This is a genomic window from Micromonospora sp. U56, assembly GCF_018070095.1.
Classification (GTDB): domain Bacteria; phylum Actinomycetota; class Actinomycetes; order Mycobacteriales; family Micromonosporaceae; genus Micromonospora; species Micromonospora purpureochromogenes.
This window is the reverse complement of the sequence record NZ_JAGPYL010000002.1, coordinates 18,836-39,660: the sequence shown is the minus strand read 5'-3', so window position 1 is coordinate 39,660 and position 20,825 is coordinate 18,836. Positions and strand designations below refer to the sequence as shown.

Genomic DNA, 20,825 nt, shown 5'->3' with positions numbered 1-20,825 from the left:
GGCAGAGTGGTGCGGTGACCGTCGACGAGCTCACCCGCCCGGTGACCCGCCGGGTTCTCGGCACCGAGACCCTGCTGGTGCTCGGTCTCTCCCTCGGCAGCTCGGCCGTGTACGCGCTGGTATTGATCATCGAGAAGCTGACCGCCGACGGACCGCTGTCGAAGCAGACCGCCGCGCTCAACACCTCGCAGTCGCCCCGGCCGTGGCTGGACCTCACGTACCAGCTCCTCGGCATCGTCTTCGCGCTGCTGCCGGTGCTGCTCGCCGTACACCTGCTGGCGCGGGACCCCGGCGACCCGGCGCGGACGCTCGGGATGGACCTGCGCCGACCCGGATCCGACCTGGCCCGGGGCGCCGGCCTCGCGGCGCTGATCGGCCTGCCCGGCCTGGCGCTGTTCTGGGCGGCCGCGCAGCTCGGGATCAACGCCACCCTGGTCCCCGCCGGCCTGCCCGACCTGTGGTGGGCGGTGCCGGTGCTGATCCTCGCCGCCGTCCAGAACGCCGTGCTGGAGGAGGTGATCGTGGTCGGCTACCTGGTGACCAGGCTGCGCCAGCTCCAGTGGCGGCTCGCCGCCATCATCGCGGCGAGCGCGCTGCTGCGCGGCTCCTACCACCTCTACCAGGGCTTCGGCGCGTTCGTCGGCAACGCGGTGATGGGCGTCGTGTTCAGCCTCTTCTACCTGCGCACCCGGCGGGTGATGCCGCTGATAGTGGCGCACACCCTGCTCGACGTGGTCGCCTTCGTCGGCTACGCGTCGCTGCCCAAGGAGTGGTTCAGCTGGCTCTGACCGGCCGGTAGGCGGCCACCGCACGCGCCGCCAGTCGCTCGGCGGCGGCCGCGTCACCCGCCGCGGCGGCGAGCACCGCCGCCCCAGGCAGCAGCCGGGACGCCAGCCGCAGCACCGCCCAACCGCCCGCCTGCGCGGCCAACGGCGCCGCCAACCGCCAGGCGGCCTCCGCCGCGCGCGGCCACGGCCGGTCCCCCGGCCCGTCCGCCGCCCGCGCCGCCGCCAGCGCGGTACGCGCGCTCGCCGCGTCCGGGTGCACCTGGGTCAGCACCAGCAGTTCCACCGCCCGCTCCACGTCCAGCGGGTCCCGGCCGTACGCCGCCGCCACGTGCAGCACCAGGCCGGCCTGACTCCACAGCACCGCCGCCAACTCCGCCACCGGCGCGAACAGCCCGGCCACCGCCGCCGCCGCGCCACCGGCCCCGGCCACCCGCACGAACCGCCGGCTGGCCAGCCGGGCCAGCCCGTCCGGTCCGGCGTCCGGGTACGTCGCCCGCAACCGCTGCGCCCAGTCGTGGGCGCGCGGCCCGATCCCCGCCACGGCGGCCAGGGCGAGCAGTTCCGGTGCGAAGCCGGGATGCTCCAGCAGCCGGCTCCGGATCTCCGCCAGGTCCAGTTCCCGGGTACGCACCGGAGCCGCCGGCTGCTGCTCGCTCCTGATCGCGAGGTCAGGTGCCGGCCGGGCCGTGCCCGGTCCGGGTGCGGTGACGCCGGTGTCGGCGTTCGGCGCGGGGGCGTCCGGGGTGGTTTTGATCTGCTCGGCCGTCGTCGGGGCTGGCCCGGGCGTCGCCTTCTTCGGTGTCGCCTTCTTCGGTGGGGTCGCCTTCCTGGGCGTGGCCGTCTTTCTCGGCGCGGCGGTGCGGCTCCCGCCCGAGTCGGTCGTCCGGCTCCGGGGCCGCGCGGCGGCGCGGCTCTGTTCGGGGACGGGCGTCTGGCTGTCGTTCTCCGCCGCCATCGAGCTCTCGCCCGGGGTGCTGGTGTCGCTCTCGCCGGGCGCGCTCGGCTGGCTCGCGTCCGGCACGGTCGGGTGGCTCTCGCCTGAGGTGCTGGTGGCGCTCTCGCCTCCGGTGCCCGTGCGGCTCTCGCCCGGTGTGCCCGTGCGGGAGGTGGTTTCCTTGCGCGGGGTGGCCTTCCTCGGGGTCGTCCGCCTCGTCGGCGAGGCGGGGGTCTCCGGCTGCGCGGCGTGGGGCTCTGCCACCGAGATTGGGGGCGTCGTGCCGGAACTCACCGGACCGGTCGGCTCGGCCGCGCCCCGGGTGACCGGGGCAACAGTCGTCTGTCGCCCCGGGGGTGCCTGTCCGGCAGTCGAGGTGCTCCGCTTCCGGGCGCGCTCCGCCGCTGATGTGTCGGCGGTCACCTGCCCGGTGATCTCCTGCTCACCCGCCCCGTCGCCCGCCGTGCCGCCGCTGGCGCTCGCACCGGCTCCCTCTCGACCGGTAGGTACGTCGGCCGGGCCGGTCCCAGGGGGCTCGGCCGGGGTGCCGGCGCTACCCGATGCCTTCCTCGCGGGCCGGGGCTGGCGGGGCAGCGGCTGATCGGGAGTGGGTGGCTGGAACAGGACCGCGGGCGCGGCCTTCGCCGGGCGGCGCTTCCCCGGCGCGGCGTCCGTACCCTCGTCCTGGCCCGGCCCGGCCGCCTTCGGTGGGGCCGGGGGCGGGGTGAAGGTGGCCTTCGGAGAGCGCCGGCGGGCCCCCTCGGCGGGCTCGCGGCGGGGCGGATCGCTCGGCGTCTGCTCCTGCATGTCGATGGAGCGTAGTCGCGAACGTGACGGCGCACACGGTGAAAACACGTCGCTGCGGTAGTCGCTTTGCCCCCGGTGGGGGCGGACCTGTATCCTCGGGCGCGGTGGTCTGCAGGGGCCACCAGGGAGACTTCGCCTAGTCTGGTCTATGGCGCCGCACTGCTAATGCGGTTGGGGTTTTAAAGCCCCTCCCGGGTTCGAATCCCGGAGTCTCCGCGCGGAAGCCGGGTGTGTAGACTGGCCAAGCACCGAGCGCCCGTAGCTCAACGGATAGAGCATCTGACTACGGATCAGAAGGTTAGGGGTTCGAGTCCCTTCGGGCGCACAGCAGGTCAAGGGCCGATTTCCCGTCACGGGAGACCGGCCCTTGATCCTTTTGATTCCCACGGCTGACCCCTACGCCTACGCGTCGAAGAGGAAGCCGAGCCGGTCGACCGAGTCCTGCTGCACCCGGCGGGTCGCCTCTACATAGATCGACTTGGTGACGGTGGGCGAGCTGTGCCCAAGCACGTCCTGAATCCGTTCGAGCGGCACGCCCTGGTCGTAAAGCAGCGTCGCGCACGAATGGCGCAGGTCATGCACCCGAATACGCCGAACCCCCGCCCGCTCGCACAACTGGTCGAAGTGCCGATTGATGTTGCGGGGCTCGATCGGAGTGCCGATCTTCGTGGTGAACAGCAAGCCGTGCTCTTGCCAGCGATCACCCGCCGCGTCCCGCTCCGTCCGTTGCAACGCCCGTTGACCGCGCAGCACGTCGACCAGACTGAGCGGCAGAGCCACGGCCCGCTCCGATCCGTCCGTCTTCACCGGCCCGAACCGCAGCTCCCCGCCGGTGCGTTGCAACGACTGCCGAACACGGAGCACGTTGTCGACCAGGTCCACGTCGACCCATCGCAGCGCCAACGCCTCACCGCGGCGAAGACCGAGGGTCAAGGCAACCGAGTAGAGCGCATACCAGCGGTCATCCCGCGCCGCCTTCAAGAACCGCTTCGCCTCATCAACCGTCCATGGCGTGAACTTCGGTCGGTACCGGTGCGAGATCCGCAGCGCCTTCGCCGGGTTGCTCGCCAGCAGCTCCTCCGTTACCGCGTCTTGAAGCGCCGCCCGCAGCAGCCGATGGGCATAACGGATCAAGGCGGCCCGCAAGCGGGCCGCGCCGGCCCGGCCCCGGCCTGCTGGCGACCTCCGGCCGGCATCGGCCGGGCCGGCCGGCCACGCTAAGGCACGACGAGACCATGAAGACCTCGGGGCTCCGCCCCGAACCCCGACCCTCCTCAAAGATGCCGCCGCGGATCCCCTCGCCGTGCACCACAAGGGCTACCGGCCTCCCCGAACGGGGACCAGGTCGTTCGTCCGGTAGGGCGCTCCACCTGGTCCCCGTTCGGGGAGGCCGGACGGTCTGGCGACTGCCCGACGAGGAGATCCGCTCTAGGTTCCGGACCCTGCCGTCAACCTGGTCACCAGTCGTCCGTGTCCGCGAGCACCTGATCGATCGTGCGACGGCCGATTTGGCTGACGTCTGAGCCGTGCCTTGTATTTGCGGCGCACATCAGGCCGAAGTCGAGTGCCCGGCCGCGCGCCCGAGCCCACGTCGCCTCGTCAACCCCCAAAGCGTTGCGGAAGTGGTCCCGGGAGGTTGAAGACAGGACTGTCCATGCCGCGAGGACATCAATGGCCGGATCGCCGACGCCAAGCAGGCCGAAGTCGATAACAGCGCTCAGCCGACCGTCGATGACCAGCAGGTTCGCCGGGTGTAGGTCCCCGTGAGTCCATACCGCCGGAGCCACCCATGATGGAACGGCCAATGCCGACTCCCATGCCGCCGTTAGCGCCTCCGGATCCCAGTCGCCGTGAACAACCCCGATCGCCGCGCGGACCCCGGGGTCTCGTTGAACCAGTGGCACACCGCGAAGCTCGCTGGCCGGTCCGTCGGCCGGGTCGACCCTGTGGAGCACAGTGATGAACTGAGCGAGTTCGTCAGCCATCTGGGCCTCATCCAGGCCGGGCTCAAGCGCGGCGACATCGCCAGGCAGCCATCGGGTCACCATCCAACACCACGGATACCCGTCCGATGGCACGCCTCGGCCTAGCGGCACGGGTACCGGCAGCGGCAGGTGCGGCGCCAATACCGGCAGCCACCGATACTCGTTAGCGAGGTGGCGAGCGCCGAGCTCGCGGCGGGGGAGTCGAACGGATAGCTCGGTGCCGAGCCGAAAAATTGCGTTGTCCCGACCTGCTGCCTCGACCGGCTGGATCGGCAGCTCGGCCCACTGAGGAAATTGGGCGGCCAGGAGCCGGCGTGCGAGCGGCACATCGATGTGGACCGCATTGCCAGCCGGGACCTGTTGAGCCACATGCACCTCGCTTCATTGACGTCGCACATGCCCGCCCGGCGGCAGCGTAGCGTGGCCGGCCAACGGCGATCTTCGTCCAACCAACGCCCTCATGGGCCATTCACGGGCCAGTAGCCCTGGTGCGCAGCGGTCGCGAGCGGGCACGAGTTGCAACCGGACCGGCCCGCCGCGAGCAGGCGTTTCGGGCATCATGACCGGTTGAGCGCGCTCTTCCAGACTCGTAAATCGGTGAGCGAGTGGGCAGGCGGCAGCGCCCGGCGTAGCGCAGCGGAGCCGGGCTGTGGGTTTGTTGCGGTCAGGCCGCGTTGGGTAGATCGGGTTGGGGCTGGAGGGCGACCTTTTGACCGGTGAGGTGTTCTAGCTGGCGGATGAGGTCGCGTTGGCGGCGGTGCTTGTCCATCCGCGATTCGTAGAAGCCGGGGCCGAGGTCCTGGTAGCGGGCTTCGGGGTTGGTCAGCAGGTGCCAGACGATGGTCAGCACCGAGTTGCCGACCGCGACGATCGCGCGTTTCTTGCCCCGCCGGCGGGCCAGCCGCCGGTAGCGCTCACCGAGAAAGGTATTGGTTCGGGCGAGTCCGGCGACCACCTCGCCAACGGCGCCGGCCAGCCATGGGTTGCCCTTGCCGGTGGAGTTGCCCTTTTTGCGGCCGGCCGATTGCGCGTCGATCGCCGGAGGGCATTTGTCGCGCGACCATGGACGCGCGCCCGCCCTGACATGCGGACGGCGGCGGGCGGCGGTGCTCTGCTCGGCTTGCCCCGGGTCGGCGGGCGGAATGGCCGCGCAACGACCAACGGACCGCGACTCGCCGACGGATCTTGGCCATCCCGGCGCCGGAGGCCCCGCCGGAGGCAGCGTCGCCCGCAAGCGATCACCCCGCACCACGTCGAGACACCGGCGGTTAGCGTGGCGGGGTGGCAGCACCCCGCATGGCACCGCCGTCGGAGATGAGCCGCCGGCTGACGTTCCTGTTCGCAATGGCGGCGGGAGTGGCCATCGGCAACCTGTACTGGGCGCAGCCGTTACTCGGCTTCATTGCAGGCGACCTGCGCGTCGCGACCGCGACGGCCGGCTGGCTCGTCACCGCTGCGCAGGTCGGGTACGCCGTCGGCGTGCTGCTGCTCGTGCCGCTCGGTGACGTCCTCGACCGCCGCCGGTTCGTCCCGGTGATGCTGCTGGCCTCGGCCGCCGCACTGCTGCTGTGCGCGCTGGCGCCGTCGATCGGCGTACTCCTTCTCGCACTCGGCGTGCTCGGTGTGACGACGATTTCCGGGCAGGTCCTCACACCGCTCGCCGGGGATCTTGCCGGCGTTGCCCAACGCGGTCGGATCGTCGGCGTTGTCGGGTCCGGGACCCTCACCGGTATCCTGGCCTCACGCACGATCAGCGGGTTCGTCGCCGGCGCCGCCGGGTGGCGTACGGTTTTCGTCCTCGCCGCGGTCGTCGCCGTCCTGCTCGCGGTTCTGCTCTATCGCGCGATTCCACCGCTGGCACCGCGGACGCGCATGCCGTACCCGCAGCTCATCGCCTCGGTCGGCGCGGTGGTCATGCGTGAGCGGGCGGCCCGATGGACGCTGGTCCTGGCCGCCACCGGGTTCGCCGCGTTCTCGCTGTTCTGGACGGCGCTGACGTTCCTGCTCAGCGGCCCACCGTTCCGGTACCCGGCACCGGTGATCGGGTTGTTCGGGTTGGCTGGCCTCGCTGGTGTCCTTTCCGGCCTGCACGGCGGTCGTCTGCACGACCGCGGTTGGTCGCTGCCGGCCACCGGCGCGGCCTGGGTACTGGCCCTCGGCGCCTTCGTCGTCGCGGCGTTCGCCGGCCGGTCCGTCGTACTTATCATCATCGTGATCATCGTGGTCGATGTTGCCCTCCAGACGCAGGCCCTCCTCAACCGGGCGCGGCTGTTCGCCCTCTCCCACGAGGCCCGCAGCCGGCTCAACACGGCGCTGGCCACCGGCAACTTCATCGGCGCTGCTTTCGGCTCCGCCGCCGCGACCACGCTCTGGTCCGCGGCCGGCTGGACAGCGGTCACGATCACGGGAACGGCGCTCTGCTGCTTCGCGCTCACCGTGTGGGCGCTGGGACGTCGTGGTCCACTCGTGATCCGCTTCGCCGTGACGGACGGCGCTGTAACGGACCGCAGTGAAACCTCCCTCAACCGCGTGACATTCGCACGTAGTGCTCGTATTGCTCGTAGTGCTCCGGAGTCGAACCCGCCATGACGCCCTCGTGCGCAGTGCGGCCCCGACCTGCTGGCGACCTTCGGCCGGCATCAGCTCCGGGCCACCCCGCCACGCCGACGGGGGCGTGAGGTACAGCGTTCGCCGGGAGCGTGCGTCCTGAGCTCGCTGACCACCAGGCACGTACGCCGCCGAACGAGGAGATCCGCAACAAGTGGGTCGCGCTCGGCCCGTCCCGGAAGGCCATGCGGGATTGCTTGTATGGCTCCGGACACGGGGAAAGACGTCCTACGCTCTGGACAGATGGGGCCGCGTGCCCCTGCTGGCCTGGCAGAAGTTCGGGCGGCCCTTCACCGAAGATCCCCTCGGGAGGCAGGAGCCGGGTCATGCCATTTGTCTGCGGTAGGCGGTCGGAGACCACCGCTCGACCTCAAAGGCGTTCAAAGCAGAAGGGAGGCCTGCGTGGCCGTCAAGACGGAAGCGCGAACGGGCGCCGCAGAAGTGCGGCCATTCAATATCGAGGTTCCCGAGGTGGACCTTGAGGATCTGCGCGCGCGTATCAGGGCTACGCGCTGGCCCGAGAAGGAGACTGTTGAGGATGACTCGCAGGGTGTGCCGCTCGCGCTCATGCAGGACCTCGCTCGCTATTGGGCGAACGACTACGACTGGCGTAAGTGCGAGGCGCGGCTGAAGGCTCTTCCCAACTTCGTCACCGAGATCGACGGCCTGGACATCCACTTCATCCACGTTCGCTCGAAGCACGAGGACGCGCTCCCGCTGGTCGTCTGCCACGGTTGGCCTGGATCGGCCATCGAGCAGCTGAAGATCATCGGCCCGCTGACGGATCCGACGGCGCACGGCGCGAGCGCGTCGGATGCCTTCCACCTCGTGATCCCGTCGATGCCCGGATATGGGTTCTCCGGCCAGCCGAACACGACCGGCTGGGATCCCGTGCACATCGGGAAAGCCTACGTCGAGCTGATGAAGCGTCTCGGGTACACCCGGTTCGTCGCGCAGGGCGGCGACTGGGGCGCGATCGTCGTCGACGCGATGGCCGGCGGCCGCGCCGACCCGGCGGCCGCCGAGCCGGCGCCACCGGAGCTGATCGGCATCCACACCAACATGCCCGGCGCGGTTCCGCCGGAGCTCTTCCTCGCGGCCTTTGCCGGCAGCCCGGCACCGGACGGCCTCTCCGACGAGGAGCGGGGCACCTACGAGCAGCTGCTCGGGTTCTTCGGGACGCACGTGGCGTACGGGCTGATCATGGGAACGCGCCCGCAGACGCTCTACGGACTGGCGGACTCACCCATCGATCTCGCCGCGTTCATCCTTGACCACGGCGACGGGAGCGGTCAGCCCGGCCTGGTCCAGCAGGTCCTCGAGGGACGTCTGCAGAAGCCGAGCGACCTCACGCGCGACGACATCCTGGACAACATCACGCACTACTGGCTGACCAACAGCGGGGTCTCCTCGGCGCGGCTGTACTGGGAGAACAAGCTCCCCTTCTTCGCTACCAAGGGCGTGACGGTCCCGGTCGGCGTGAGCATCTTCCCCGACGAGATCTACCGGGTTCCGCGCAGCTGGGCGGAGCGGGCGTACCCCAACCTCGTTTACTACAACCAGCACGACAGGGGCGGGCACTTCGCAGCCTGGGAGCAACCGCAGCTGCTCTCGGAAGACGTCCGCGTGACGTTCCGATCGCTGCGCTAGCTAATGATCGAAAGAGGACGGATGAGCGACGTACGGCCATACGGCCCTTTCGCAATGTCCGGGCTCAGGCGGTCTGGCTTGGGAGCCACGCGTGGGAGCCACCGGGGCCGAACGGAGCCGGACGAGTCCGGACCGATCCAGTCGCCAGAGCGCGGCGACCAGGGCGACGCGGACGTTGCCGATCGACTGGAGGGGCGTCTCTTCGTGCGCCCACGGGCGCGCGACCGCCGCTGACGCTGGTTGATAGTCACGGAGAGTCGCCAAAGGCTGCCTCTGGTGATGGAAGCCCGCCGACGGCAAAGACCACGCAGCTACGGGTGTTTGCCGAGGTGAAGCGCGTTACGCCAACGGCCCTCATCGGCGGTGTCCGGCAAGCCACAGTTGTCGTATCAGCCGGTCCACAGATGACCGGAGCAGGCGCTCGGGTCCCCGGCAGGGGGGCTCGTCGAGGGTCATGAATCGAACCCGGCATCCGTCACGGGAGGCAGGAGGTCAAGGAGCGGCAACCCGGACGGTGACGAGTCCGCACGACCGGGGAGGTGTCGACCGATGGACGCTGAAGATCTTGCCCAGCTCTCTGACCCAGCCTGACCCCAGCACGACGCCAACAGCCGTCACCGGATGGGCCCAGATCATCGAGGGAAATCGACCCTGAGGGGATTTTCGTGCCATTGGGTGGCATGCCCATCCCCGGGAGTCAGGCTCGCGCCGCCAGCCGGCCGGCCGCCGACAACCGCCGGATCACGGCTCGGTGCGGAACAGCGTGACTGGTATGACCGCCCACGCCGGTGGTGGTGACGGCGGTGAAGAGCGAGTTGAGTAGCGCTTCCTCCACCGCGTCCAGGACGGCGGCGAAGACGGGGTTGATCTCTCCGTCGGGGATCGGTGACTGGTCCGGTTGTGCGGTGCTGAACGCGATCGCGTAGTCGCCGCTGGCGTTGCTGTAGGACGCCCCGACCCGGCCCATCGCGAAGACCGCCCGTCGGGCGAGCCGCCCGAGCTGTCGCGCGTCCAGGGGTACGTCGGTGGCCACCACGATCATGCACGAGTTGCCGGGTGGTTCGATTCGGTCGGCGTCCGGGATCAGCTCGTCGGCCGGCAGCGGGACGCCGAGGGCGGTCAGCACTCCGCCGAAGTTTGACTGGACGAGGGCGCCGATCGTCACCGCACGGTCGGCCACCCGCACCGTCCTGGACGAGGTGCCGATGCCGGCCTTGAAGCCCAGGGCCGTGGTGCCGGTGCCGGCTCCGACGCAGCCCTCCGCCGGCGATTCGTCGGACGCCTGGGCGATGGCGGCCAGCACGTGTTCCCGGGTGATCGGGCGGCGGCGGATGTCCGAAAGGTGGCCGTCGTTGGTTTCGCCTACCAGCGGGTTGAACGACAGGCCGTCCGGCCGGCGGTCCATCAGGTAACCCAGCAGCGCGTCCGCGGCCCGGAAGACGGACAGCGTGGCGGTCAGGACGATCGGTGACTCCAGTACGCCGAGTTCGTCCACCTGGGTTGAGCCGACGAGTTTCCCGTGGCCGTTGCCGGAGTACACGGCGGCCGGCAGAGTCCACCGCCCGGGGCTGAGTTGGCTCGGTACGACGGCGGTGACACCGGTGTGCAGGTCGGCGCCGTCGTCGATGGTGGTGTGCCCGACCAGGATCCCGGGGACGTCGGTGATCGCGTTGTGCCGCCCGGTGGGCAGCGGCCCAACGACGATCCCGAGGTCGCGGGCGCGGCGGCTGACCTGGTTCATGATGCTCCTGTCGTCGTTGTTACGGTGCCCGAGATGCAAGCATCGTTACGGAACCTGGCCGGCCGGGTGTGGTGGTATCCCCACGACGAGGACCACGACAACATCCAGGGTGGGGTCGCGGTCATCGCGGACGAGTCGGGCAGCGTGCTGGTCGACGCCGGCAACAGCCCGGCGGCCGCCCGGCGGATCCGTGCGGCGATCGAGGCGGCCGGGCTGCCGGCACCACGTCGGCTGGTCTACACCCATCACCACTGGGACCACGTCTGGGGGGCGTGCGCCTGGCCGGACGTGGAGGTCATCGGCCACCGGACCGGGGCCCGCATCCTCGAGGCGGAGGCCCGACGCCCGTGGGGGCACCGGTATCTGCGCGAGGAGGTGGCCGCCAATCCCCTGCTCGGACCGAGCTTCCGGGCCCGGGGCTGGGCGATGGTCTCCTGGGAGGGTTTCGCCGTCGTGCCGCCGCACACCGAGTTCGACGACGTGCTGGCCCTGCCGGGCGGGATCGAGGTGCGCCACGTCGGTGGCCGGCACGCCGAGGACTCGACCGTGGTGGCGGTGCCGGACTCCGGCGTGCTGTTGCTCGGCGACTGCTTCTATCCGCCGCCGTACCACCTGCGGCAGCCGGGTGACACGTACGACGGGGAGCTGGTCCGGTCGCTGCTCGACGAGAAGGCGTTCGGGACCTTCGACTGGTATGTCGACAGCCACAGTCATCCGCGCACCGGTCAGGAGGTCCGGGAACTGCTCGCCTCCTTCTCCGGCTGACCTGAGGAGGAGGAAAGGTCCCGCCGGACGGCGGTCGAACTTCCCCGTCACCGCCAGGGCGTCCACAGCTCACCCGCCACAGCCGACCTCGATACAGGGCTAGGGAAGGTCGCCGTTACCACCCAGGTTGGCGATCATGCGGCGCAGGACGTTGAGAGCCGCGACGTACTCGGCGGTTTCGATGCCTTCGTGCATCTGCTCGTGAGCCCGTGCGTTTCGTGCCTTGGCGCGGAGCCGCCCCGCCTCGCCCGTTTCGGTGACCGTCAAGGTTCCCCCGTTCTCCTTCATCCAGCCACGACCGATCAGGTCGTTGAACACCTCGTCGAAATCGATACCGAGGTCATCGAACGGAGCGAGCCGTTCGGCGAGGTCGGCGCGGCTCCAGGTGCCGGGGGAGCCAGCGACATGGTTGAGCGTCCACCAGTGCGGCTGAGCGAGGTCTTCCACGGCGAGCTCTGCCCGGATGCGTCCGACCACTCTGCGGTATGCCTCGCCGCTCCAGTAGCCGATGGGCTGGGAGGCAAGCTTGTCTTGGGAGTACTCCTTCAAAACCACGCTCATAGCTCCTTTGACCAGTTCCATAGACCTCGCCACGGTAGAAGTTCAAGGCAGCTTGAGGTCAAGCCGGACTTGTTGAGGAGCCCCCTCTTGTGGGCGCCGGCAGACCTCGGTCACCCTTTCGACCCCGATGCGGCGTCGCACCCAGCGTGGATGGCGGCCCGATCAAAGTCAGTGCGACCAGGAACAGCGCCACAGGTTCGGCGCCGCCGCTGGCGCCTACGGCTCTCAATGCCCGCCACGCCAAGGGCACCGCCCCCACTCAATGGTCATGGTGAACCGGGTGGCCGGCGGGGAGCGCAGCTGCCGGCTCCCACAGATTCCGGGTGAGTTCCGTCAACTTCGATCGTTGGGAGTCGGTTGACCACGACGCCGGACCTTCCGTCCGCGAGTCGTCGCCGGCGACTCCATCGGCCGGGGGCGAAGTGACAAGGAGTCGTACGTTGATTTACAGCCGTGAGTTCTGCTGGCGCGACTACGACGATGTCGCCGCGCTGTGGGCCGCGACGGGGCGGGACGTGCTGCCTCGTGGCGAACTGACCGCCAAGCTCACCCGAGACCCGCAGCTGTTCCTGGTCGCCGAGGTGGACGGTGTCATTGCGGGCGTGGTGCTGGGCACCTACGACGGGCGCCGCGGCTGGATCCTGCGCCTGGCCGTGGACCCTGCCCACCGCCGGCAGGGAATCGCGACCGTGTTGGTCGGTGAGCTCGAAGCACGGTTCACCACGATGGGATGTCCGCGGGTGAACCTTCTCGTCATGCCGGACAGCACGGCGGCGCTCAGGTTCTGGCAGACACTCGGGTATCTGCCCATGCCCGACGTGCTGTGTACCAAGCCCATGGGCGATACGTCGAGACAACCGCTCGGGTAGCCACACGTCTCGGACCAGGGACAGCGAATGGGGGTCCGGCCGTCCGGCCGGACCCCCATTCCCTCAGGCTCCACCAACAGTCATCCGACGGCCTAGGAACGGATTCCCTGAGCGGTGACGAAGTAGGGGTCGACGCTCACCTGGATCTGCAGATCGACCTGGAACCGCCGTTCCCAGGCGACCGCCGCCCGTCCCTCATGGGTCACCGCGACTGTCGGATCGACACCGATCCCCACGATCACCTCCGTGGTGCCGAAGGTGCCCGACCGGGTCACGCGACGTGCCTCCACGCTGCCGACCGAGTTGTTGAGGCCCTTCCCCTGCCAGACCACGATGCCGTCACCGTCGTCATCGAGGCGGACCGAGTGCAGACGGCCCCAGGTCGACAGCAGCACCGGCTGCCCCACCGTCTGCGCCGGACTGATGGCCACGGCGTACAGGTGCCCGGTGGAGAACAGGTCCCAGGTCAGCAGCATGTCGCCGTCGAGGTCGCCGGCGACCGAGTGGTTCACCACGTCCGTGTGCAGTGCGGGGGTGAGCTGACGGACTTTGCCGACGGTCCCGTCGCGGGCCACCCAGCGACCCCAGACCGACGTGCTCTGGCCCTGGTCGCTCCAGTGGCGCCAGGTCACGAGTGCGTCGCCGTCCCGGTCCACCGTCACCTTGGCAGTGAAGTGGCGGTCGATCGGCGAGAGGGGCGCGGACACGGTCTTGAGCTCACTGATGGTCCCATCAGCGCCGAGGGTGCGGGCCTGCACGACGTTGTCGTTGGCCCAGGCGAGGACGGCGTCACCGTCGCGGTCGTACGCCACCGCCGGCGTTTCCGCATCTGACGGAGTCGACGCCAGCACGACGGCGGGCGACAGCGACCCGCTCCTGCTGTACCGGCGCATCATCGGGAAGACCCTGCCGTCGTCGTGCCACTCGGCCCAGGTCACCACGGCGTCGCCGTCGGAGTCGATGGCCACGTTGGTGCCGTGGGCCTGCACCCCGCCGGCCGAGACCGTGATGAGCGGTCCGAGGATGCCACCCTTGGAGATTCTCCGTGCATAGATGCTGTTGTCGACGCCGTTGTACGCGCGCCACGCCACGATCGCGTCGCCGTCGTCATCGACCGCGACCTGTGGGCTGTGCGGGGCCTGGCCGGCCGGGGACAGGGTGGTCGTGGTGCCCCATCGGCCGTTGTAGCTGCGGGATTTGAACTCGACGTACCGCGGGTGCGGATAGGTGTGGGATGCACGCACCCAGACGAAGAGCGCGTCGCCCTGCCGGTCGTAGGTCTGTTGCTGGTCGTAGGAGTCGTACCCCGCCGGCGATATGGAAAGGGGTTGGCTGAACGCGGCCGAGGCGGGGGCCGGTATCGAGACGACGCCGGCGAGTGAGAGCGCGAGCGCGATGATCGCGACGGATCGTCGCGTCCTTGGGCGGGCCATCGTTGAGGCCTCCGAACGTTCCGAGGTTACGCGGTGACTTCCGGTTGGGTGATTGGTCGACGCCGGCCATGAATCGCGCGGGTCAATTCCCCGCCGCCGCCGGGCGCGACCTGTCGGAGCATAGTGGATGCTGCGGAGACGCGATGTCCCCACGTTATTGCGGAGCGGAGACCGGGCACCTCGAGCGTGCGCAACACCAATTCCTGCCGTCGCCACAGCCGCCGAAAGTCCAGCGCCGATGACATTCGGCAAACCGGCATCACCCACCCGGAGCCGGCCCGGGTCAGGCCACGCTGGTCCGTACGCCAGGGACCTGTTGGCGCTCCTGCTTGGCCGTGTACATCGCGGCGTCCGCCCGCTGGATCAACTGCTCACCGTTCTCGGTGCGGTCGTTGCAGACCATGCCGATGCTCGCTCCGATCACGACCGGTTCACCGTCGACCGCGAACGGCTTGCGGAAGGCGGTCTCGATGCGCAGGCACAGTTCCGTCGCGTCGTAGCGCTCCATGTCGACGCAGAGGACGACGAACTCGTCGCCGCCGAATCGGCTCACCGTGTCGCCCGGGCGCAGGCAACGACCCAGTCGCTCGGCCACCTGGATCAGTAGTTGATCGCCGCTGGTGTGGCCGTACCGGTCGTTCACGGCCTTGAATCCGTCCAGATCACAGAAGAGCACGACCACCGGGCGGCCGCCCGCGAGCGCGGCGTCCAACCGGTTGGCGAACTCGTGACGGTTCGGCAGGTTGGTGACGGGGTCGAAGCTCGCCTGGTACCGGAGGACCCGCATCCGCTCCGACCACACGCCCCAGATCCGGAGCATGACCAGCGGGGTCACCGCGGCCGTGCTGACGGCCAGCAGGGCCGTGTCGACGTCCCGGCCGGACAGCTCACTGGCAGCGCCCACGGCGGGCATGGCGCAGAGCGCGAGCCCGAGGAAGACCAGCCGTCCCTTGCTCAGGTCGTCCTTCGGCGCCGGACCGGGCTGGAGCAGGCGTACCACCGACCGGGCGAGCCCGCACAACCCCACCGCCGTGTAGCCGGCGAGGTAGATCATGTCCGTGTAGGCGGGCCGAGAACCGGATCCCGGTACGACCACCAGCGCGACGGTGATCACCCCGGCCAGCGAGAAGCCCATCGCCGCGACCAGGAACCACAGCGCCGAAATGAACTCCCTGGCCGTGAGCAGCAGCCGGGTCAGGCAACCGAAGACGCCGGTCAGCATGAAGACCGTCACGCACGCCGCGATCTGCGACACCTGCGCGGCGGCGACCTCCCGCAGCTGCGGCAGCAGCAGGAAACTCCAGATCACGCCGCCGGCCGCCATCGCCATGATGGTGCTGTCGATCAACCCGCCGACGTCGTCACGACCGCGGCGCGCGACGATCGTGATCGCCCCGGAGAACATGAAGACCTGGGCGAGCGCCGCGAAGATCCCGGCGATCGTGCCGTCGCCGCTCGGCAGGCCCATCGCGAAGACGTACCAGTACCAGGCCACGTTGCCGGCGTTGAAGCTGACCAGCGCGGCGAGCAGGAACCAGAAGGGCTTGCGGCTGTCGGCGGGTGTCCGGTTCAGCCCGACCACCACGGCGGGGACCGTCGCGAACGACAGAACGAGGTAGTCGACCATCCGCTGCGCGTCGGACAGGTACGGATAGACCGCGATGCCGGTCAGGCAGAGCGTCAGGTAGGCGAGGCTCAGGCCGAGACCGCCCGGCACCGAGTGCAGGCCGCGATACCGGCCCAGCGGGCGGGCTTCCCAGTCGACCCCGTCGAACACGCTCACGGCCAACACGGTAAGGCGGTGATCGACGGCAGCCAACCACCGGTATCGCTACACCGACGCGAGCCCACCGTTCGCCGAATGACCCGTCCACCGCCACCGTCCCGGCGGGCGGGACTGACGGATGGCGGCCCCGCATCCGGCGGGATACGGTGCGCGGGACGGACGGTGCGAGCGGATCGCCGTCGATGCGCCGGCCGCTCCCGGCCCGTACGGTGAGGACGAGGTGACGGGTTCCACCGATGACAGCCGCCCCGGGTGGGACGCGCCGCCCGACCGGGACGACGCCCTGAACCCCGCCGGTCTGTGCCCGCGCTGTGGCCGGTCGACGGCCGACTACGTCTGCCTGCACTGCGCGGCCGAACACGACTTCCGCAGTGCCTCGCTGGTCCGCCGGTTCGTCGACGTTCCCGACCGGTACTCCGAGGAGCCGGCGCCGTCCCCCGCTCCCGAGCCGTACGACGAGCCGACGCCGGTCGTGCACCAGCCCGATTCGGCGCCGACCTGGACGCGGGCGGCGGAGGCCGGGCCGACCCCGGCCGGAGCAGGCGGTGCGCGGCGAGGGGCGCCGGCCGTCCGTACCTGTCACCCGCTCGATCCCAACGGACGGGGACCACGGGGCATGCTCGCGGCCGTGGCGATCGCCGTCGGGGCGATCCTGCTCGCCACGGTGGTCGGGATCGTGGGCGCCGTGGTGACCGGCCCGGGTGACGGGGGCAGCCCGGGCGGGAAGGCGACTCCGAGCCGTTAGGCCGGGCCCGGGGTCGACCCACGGGAAATCGACCTGCGACGGTGCGCGGGCCGGGGCAGAATCGCGGCGCATGAGAGACAGACCGGCCGGCCTGACCGAAGCGGAGTTGATCGCCGCCCTGGCCGGAGGCTGGGGCGTCGAGGTCGACTCGGCCGGGTACCTCCCCGTGGGCGCGGGCAGCTACCACTGGTCGATGGTCGACCGGCGCGGGACAGCGTGGTTCGTGAAGGTCGACGACCTCGGGTTCGACGCCGCCGGGCGGGACGAGATGTTCGACCGGCTCGGTCGGTCGTACGGCAGCGCGTTGGCCCTGCGCCGGGACGCCGGGCTCGACTTCGTCCTCGCGCCGGTCCCGGCCCGCACCGGCCCGAGGACCGGGCGGAGCTGGTCGACCTGCTGGCGGAGCTGCACCGGGCCACCCCGGCCGTGGCGGGCCTGGCACCCCGGGCCGACCTGGTGCTGCCCGGTCGGGACGAGCTCCGGGAGGCGCTGCGGAACCTCGACCGGGAGTGGACCGGCGGGCCGTACGGCGAATCCGCCCGCCAGCTGCTGTCCGCTCACGCCGGGCACGTCGAAGGGTTGCTCGCCGAGTTCGACCGGCGCGTCGACCGGGTACGCGCCACCGCGGCGGACTGGGTGCTCACGCACGGCGAACTCCATCCCGGCAACGTCATGCGGACACCCGACGGACTGCGGCTCATCGACTGGGACACCGTGCTGATCGCCCCGGCCGAACGGGATCTGTGGATGCTCACCAGTGCCCTCGCCCGGATGGTCGGCGAGGACCCGGTCGGCGACGACGAGGAGATCCTCGCGCGCTACGCACGGGCCACCGGCCGGACCGTCAGGCCGGCTGTTCTCGACCTCTACCCGCTGTGGTGGAAGCTCGCCGACATCGCCGTCTACGTCGGCGAGTTGCGCCGACCGCACGGCACCGGCGAGGACATCACCGCGTCCCTGACGTACCTGACCGGTCATCTCGAACCGAGCCCGCACTGACCCGCGGTCCGGCGACGGTCGCGTGCGCCCGCGTGCCAGGACCGTGTGGGGCAGGCAGCGCCGATGCCCACGGCGGGAAACCGTCGAGCCGTCGGTGGCAGGATGGGGCGCCATGCAGCGCTTTCGATCCTCGGACGGCACGGAACTGGCCTACCGGCGCGTCGGTTCCGGTCCACCGCTGGTCTGCGTCCCCGGCGGGCCCGGCCAGGCGGTCGAATACCTGGCCGAGCTGGGGGGCTTGAGCGCGACCAGGACGTTGGTCCTGCTCGACAACCGGGGGACGGGCGCGTCGGAGGTCCCCGCCGATCCGGCGAGCTACCGCGTCGATCGGCTGGTGGACGACGTCGAGGCGCTGCGCCGCCACCTGGCACTCGACCGGATGGACCTGCTCGGGCACTCCGCCAGCTGGGGCATCTGCCTGCTCTACGCCGACCGGCACCCGCAGCGGCTGGACCGCCTCGTCCTGTGGCGCCGTCACTGCGGGTGGTGGACATCCAGTCGGACCTCGCGGTGGCCGACGTCCTGGCCAAGCGGGCGCACGAACCCTGGTACGCCGAGGCGGTGGCCGCGCTGCACGCCGACGCCAGCACCGAGGAGGAGCAGCAGCAATACCGCTGGCTCGCCGCCCCCCTGCTGTACGGCCGGTGGGACGCGGCGGCCCGGGCGCAGGCGTCCGCCGAGCCGGCCCAGTTCTCCGCGCCCGCCACCGACGGCTTCTACGCCGGCTTCACCCCGGACCCGGCGCTGCCCGCCCGGCTGGCCGCCGTGCCGGCACCGACCTTGCTGGTGGCCGGGGAGTACGACATCTGGCCGACGGTCACGGCGGTGCGGGAGTTGGCCCGCCTGTTCGCCCGGGCCGAGGTGCTGGTGCAGCCGAGCGCGGGGCACTTTCCCTGGGTCGACGACCCGGCCGCCTTCGCGTCGGCGGTCGAGAGATTCCTGGGAGACGCTCGGTGATCAGATGACGTGCCCGGCCGGCCCGCGTGCCACGTGCCGGCCGAAGCACCGATGGGATCAGCTCGCCGACGCGGGCGCGAGGTCCCGGCGGATCTGCAGGGTCATGTCGAGCACCTGCCACAGCACCTGGGGCGCCTCCACGCCGTCCTCAGTGGACACCGTCTTCGTGATTCCGTTGCGGTAGGTCACGCTGACGGTGTAGCGGAACTGGTCGGCACCCGCGCCCGCCGTATACGACGGCGAAAGGCGACGGAATTCGCAAGAGCCGGCCGTCGCCATCAGATCAGCGGTGGAGATGTGGACCGTGCCGGCGGAAACGGTGTACTGCTCGTTCACCCCGGCGAATCCACCGGTGCGGGTGAGGGTCACCTGGTAGGCGTCGCTCCAACCGGCCTGGGCCGGTGCGGCGGAGGCGAGCGTCGCGGCTCCGACCCCGGTGAGCAGCGCGAACGCCGTGATGATCCGGCCGATGGCGCGCAGCATGGCAGACATGGCTGAACCCCTTTCCTCGTGGGAATGGTGAAACCCGGCGGATCCCTGTCGGCGGTCACCGACGCCGGGACCGGCCCCCCGACTGTTGTCGTGGAGCCTGTCGCCCGTTCCTTGTCGACCCCATTTCTAGCACCGATCGGGACAACCGAACCAGGTCTGTCGGTCCCGGGAGGACGGTTCGGTCGGTGCAATTTGTTGCGATTGTTTCAAGGCATTCAAACAATTCATTCGGCGTCGGTTCGACCCGTTCAGGCCGTGCCCGCGGCGCTTCCCAGGTCGACCGCCCGGACCGGAGACGGCGGTGCCGCCTCGGCCCCGGAAACATCGTTGGTGGGTTCACCCGATCACGTCGCGGTACGCCGCGGCGAGCTCGGCCAGGCCCTGGCCGAGCTCGGCCCCGCGTACCCCGGCGTAGCCGACGACCAGTGCCGGTGGCCGGTCGTCGTCCCGCAGGGCGTAGAACCGGCCGCCCCGGACCAGCACCGACCGCCGCCGGGCGGCCTGCACCATCTCTTCCTCGGCGCACCGCCGCGGCAGCACCAGGTACGCCTGCAGTCCGCTGTCCCCGCCGAGCAGCGTGACGCCGGGCAGATGGCGGCTGATGTGCTGGCGTACCGTCTGGCGGCGCTTCTGGAACTCGGCGCGCAGCCGGCGCAGGTGCCGGTCGAAGGCGCCGGTGTCGACCAGCCGGGCGAACGCGAGCTGTTCGAGACCGGAGCAGCCGAGGTCCCAGCCGGCCCGGAGTCGCTCGACCGGCGCGGTCAGCTCGGTGGGCGTGGCGAGCCAGCCGAGCCGCAGTGCCGGGGCGAGCACCTTGCTGGCGCTGCCCGCGTAGATCACCCGGTCGGGGGCGAGGCTCTGGAGGGCCGGCATGCGCTGCGACGGCCCGGCGAACGCCGCGTCGAAGTCGTCCTCGACGATGTACCCGTCCACCGAGCGGGCCCAGTCGACCAGTTCCGCCCGGCGTTCCGGGTCGAGTGCGACCCCGGTCGGGAACTGGCTGGTCGGGGTGGTGAGCACCGCCCGGACGCCGCTGCGGGCCAGCTCGTCGACCCGGATGCCGCGTCGGTCGACTGGGATACCCACCGGGCGTAGGCCGGCGTCCGCGATGAACTTCCACTCGCCCGGGTGCCCCGGGTCCTCCACGCCCAGCGTGTCGTGGCCCCGGTCCCGCAGCACCCGGCAGAGCAGCGCGAGCCCCTGGGCGAACCCCGAGGTGATCATGAGGTGTTCGGGTCGGGTCCGGACTCCGCGTACCCGACCCAGGTAGCCGGCGAGCGTGTGCCGGGCCACCGGCAGCCCGGACGGCGGCGCGTAGCCCAGCTCCCGCGGGCCGGCGGCGCTGACCACAGAGCTGATGCAGCGGATCCACTCCTGGCGCGGGAAGCCGGACACGTCGGAGCCGCCGGTGCGCAGGTCCCGGAGGGCCCTGGCGGGGGCCCGGTCCTCCGGGGTGAGCGCCGAGCCGACCTCGGTGCGGGCCGTCGCCGCGACGGAGGTGCCGGAGCCCCGCTGGGAGACCAGATAGCCCTCGGCGCCGAGCTGCTCGTACGCCTCGACCACCACACTCCGGGACACGCCGAGGTCGACGGCGAGCTGCCGGCTCGACGGGACGCGGGTGCCGGGGAGCAGCGCCCCCTCCTCGATCTGCCGGCGTAACGCGTCCCGGAGCTGCACCGCCAATGTCACGCGGGAATCGCCATCTA

The 20,825-nt window shown here is 70.7% G+C and carries 19 protein-coding genes, 2 tRNA genes and 1 pseudogene; 11 read left to right on the top strand and 11 right to left on the bottom strand.

From position 1 onward, the window contains the following. The first annotated feature begins 14 nt into the window (after window positions 1-14). Entirely contained in the window at window positions 15-788 is a 774-nt protein-coding gene (locus KBX37_RS01400) for a CPBP family intramembrane glutamic endopeptidase (RefSeq protein WP_210773794.1), read from the top strand. Here the strand turns inward: KBX37_RS01400 and KBX37_RS01395 are convergent. After that, the gene (locus KBX37_RS01395; protein ID WP_247656844.1) at window positions 775-1,419 is read right to left on the bottom strand and encodes a hypothetical protein; all 645 of its coding nucleotides are present in this window, start codon (window positions 1,417-1,419) and stop codon (window positions 775-777) included. The genes KBX37_RS01400 and KBX37_RS01395 overlap by 14 nt on opposite strands. 55 nt (window positions 1,420-1,474) lie before the next feature. Here KBX37_RS01395 and KBX37_RS01390 point away from each other — a divergent pair, with 55 nt between their 5' ends. The 3 genes from KBX37_RS01390 to KBX37_RS01380 all read left to right on the top strand — a co-directional run bounded on the left by KBX37_RS01390 (window position 1,475) and on the right by KBX37_RS01380 (window position 2,854). Continuing rightward, entirely contained in the window at window positions 1,475-2,323 is an 849-nt protein-coding gene (locus tag KBX37_RS01390) for a hypothetical protein (RefSeq protein ID WP_210773793.1), read from the top strand. Between the two features lie 331 nt (window positions 2,324-2,654). Next, window positions 2,655-2,745: transfer RNA gene (locus KBX37_RS01385), tRNA-Ser, on the top strand. Window positions 2,746-2,781: 36 nt separating this feature from the next. Further along, window positions 2,782-2,854 (top strand) — tRNA-Arg (locus KBX37_RS01380). A gap of 77 nt (window positions 2,855-2,931) precedes the next feature. Here the strand turns inward: KBX37_RS01380 and KBX37_RS01375 are convergent. The 3 genes from KBX37_RS01375 to KBX37_RS01365 all read right to left on the bottom strand — a co-directional run bounded on the left by KBX37_RS01375 (window position 2,932) and on the right by KBX37_RS01365 (window position 5,748). After that, entirely contained in the window at window positions 2,932-3,663 is a 732-nt protein-coding gene (locus KBX37_RS01375) for a site-specific integrase (protein ID WP_210773792.1), read from the bottom strand. A gap of 323 nt (window positions 3,664-3,986) precedes the next feature. Next, window positions 3,987-4,883, bottom strand: coding sequence for an aminoglycoside phosphotransferase family protein (locus KBX37_RS01370; RefSeq protein ID WP_210773791.1), 897 nt, complete (start codon window positions 4,881-4,883; stop codon window positions 3,987-3,989). Between the two features lie 295 nt (window positions 4,884-5,178). Then, complete coding sequence (locus KBX37_RS01365) at window positions 5,179-5,748, bottom strand: hypothetical protein (RefSeq protein ID WP_210773790.1); 570 nt, start codon at window positions 5,746-5,748, stop codon at window positions 5,179-5,181. 47 nt (window positions 5,749-5,795) lie between these two features. On the opposite strand from KBX37_RS01365, the gene KBX37_RS01360 reads away from it, so the two are divergent. Together KBX37_RS01360 and KBX37_RS01355 are read left to right on the top strand one after the other, a co-directional pair. Then, entirely contained in the window at window positions 5,796-7,103 is a 1,308-nt protein-coding gene (locus KBX37_RS01360; RefSeq protein WP_307848912.1) for an MFS transporter, read from the top strand. Window positions 7,104-7,523: 420 nt separating this feature from the next. Further along, on the top strand, window positions 7,524-8,771 hold the full coding sequence (locus tag KBX37_RS01355) for an epoxide hydrolase family protein (protein ID WP_210773789.1): 1,248 nt from the start codon (window positions 7,524-7,526) through the stop codon (window positions 8,769-8,771). 697 nt (window positions 8,772-9,468) lie between these two features. Here KBX37_RS01355 and KBX37_RS01350 read toward each other — a convergent pair. After that, window positions 9,469-10,512 (bottom strand): P1 family peptidase, encoded by a 1,044-nt coding sequence (locus KBX37_RS01350; RefSeq protein ID WP_210773788.1) that lies wholly within the window; start codon window positions 10,510-10,512, stop codon window positions 9,469-9,471. Between the two features lie 33 nt (window positions 10,513-10,545). On the opposite strand from KBX37_RS01350, the gene KBX37_RS01345 reads away from it, so the two are divergent. After that, window positions 10,546-11,277, top strand: a complete 732-nt coding sequence (locus KBX37_RS01345; RefSeq protein WP_210773787.1) for an MBL fold metallo-hydrolase — start codon at window positions 10,546-10,548, stop codon at window positions 11,275-11,277. Window positions 11,278-11,376: 99 nt separating this feature from the next. Here the strand turns inward: KBX37_RS01345 and KBX37_RS01340 are convergent, their stop codons facing one another. Continuing rightward, the gene (locus KBX37_RS01340; protein WP_210773786.1) at window positions 11,377-11,859 is read right to left on the bottom strand and encodes a MarR family transcriptional regulator; all 483 of its coding nucleotides are present in this window, start codon (window positions 11,857-11,859) and stop codon (window positions 11,377-11,379) included. Between the two features lie 419 nt (window positions 11,860-12,278). Here KBX37_RS01340 and KBX37_RS01335 point away from each other — a divergent pair, with 419 nt between their 5' ends. After that, complete coding sequence (locus tag KBX37_RS01335) at window positions 12,279-12,707, top strand: GNAT family N-acetyltransferase (protein WP_210773785.1); 429 nt, start codon at window positions 12,279-12,281, stop codon at window positions 12,705-12,707. A gap of 92 nt (window positions 12,708-12,799) precedes the next feature. Here KBX37_RS01335 and KBX37_RS01330 read toward each other — a convergent pair whose 3' ends face one another. After that, window positions 12,800-14,392: a hypothetical protein gene (locus KBX37_RS01330; RefSeq protein ID WP_210773784.1), complete on the bottom strand. Its 1,593-nt coding sequence runs from the start codon at window positions 14,390-14,392 to the stop codon at window positions 12,800-12,802. A gap of 31 nt (window positions 14,393-14,423) precedes the next feature. Then, window positions 14,424-15,923, bottom strand: a complete 1,500-nt coding sequence (locus KBX37_RS35510; RefSeq protein WP_210773783.1) for a GGDEF domain-containing protein — start codon at window positions 15,921-15,923, stop codon at window positions 14,424-14,426. Window positions 15,924-16,146: 223 nt separating this feature from the next. Between KBX37_RS35510 and KBX37_RS01320 the strand changes: the two genes are divergently transcribed. Further along, on the top strand, window positions 16,147-16,671 hold the full coding sequence (locus KBX37_RS01320) for a hypothetical protein (protein WP_210773782.1): 525 nt from the start codon (window positions 16,147-16,149) through the stop codon (window positions 16,669-16,671). A 180-nt stretch (window positions 16,672-16,851) separates the two neighbouring features. On the opposite strand, the gene KBX37_RS35845 is transcribed toward KBX37_RS01320, so the two are convergent. Then, window positions 16,852-17,082: a hypothetical protein gene (locus KBX37_RS35845; RefSeq protein WP_374103635.1), complete on the bottom strand. Its 231-nt coding sequence runs from the start codon at window positions 17,080-17,082 to the stop codon at window positions 16,852-16,854. Here KBX37_RS35845 and KBX37_RS01315 point away from each other — a divergent pair. Continuing rightward, entirely contained in the window at window positions 17,056-17,670 is a 615-nt protein-coding gene (locus KBX37_RS01315) for a phosphotransferase (protein ID WP_374103632.1), read from the top strand. The genes KBX37_RS35845 and KBX37_RS01315 overlap by 27 nt on opposite strands. Before the next feature lie 112 nt (window positions 17,671-17,782). Then, window positions 17,783-18,627, top strand: a pseudogene (locus KBX37_RS01310) (alpha/beta fold hydrolase). A gap of 57 nt (window positions 18,628-18,684) precedes the next feature. Here the strand turns inward: KBX37_RS01310 and KBX37_RS01305 are convergent. Next, window positions 18,685-19,119, bottom strand: a complete 435-nt coding sequence (locus KBX37_RS01305) for a protealysin inhibitor emfourin (RefSeq protein ID WP_210773780.1) — start codon at window positions 19,117-19,119, stop codon at window positions 18,685-18,687. A 336-nt stretch (window positions 19,120-19,455) separates the two neighbouring features. Next, window positions 19,456-20,808, bottom strand: coding sequence for a PLP-dependent aminotransferase family protein (locus tag KBX37_RS01300; RefSeq protein ID WP_307848911.1), 1,353 nt, complete (start codon window positions 20,806-20,808; stop codon window positions 19,456-19,458). Window positions 20,809-20,825: the final 17 nt, after the last annotated feature.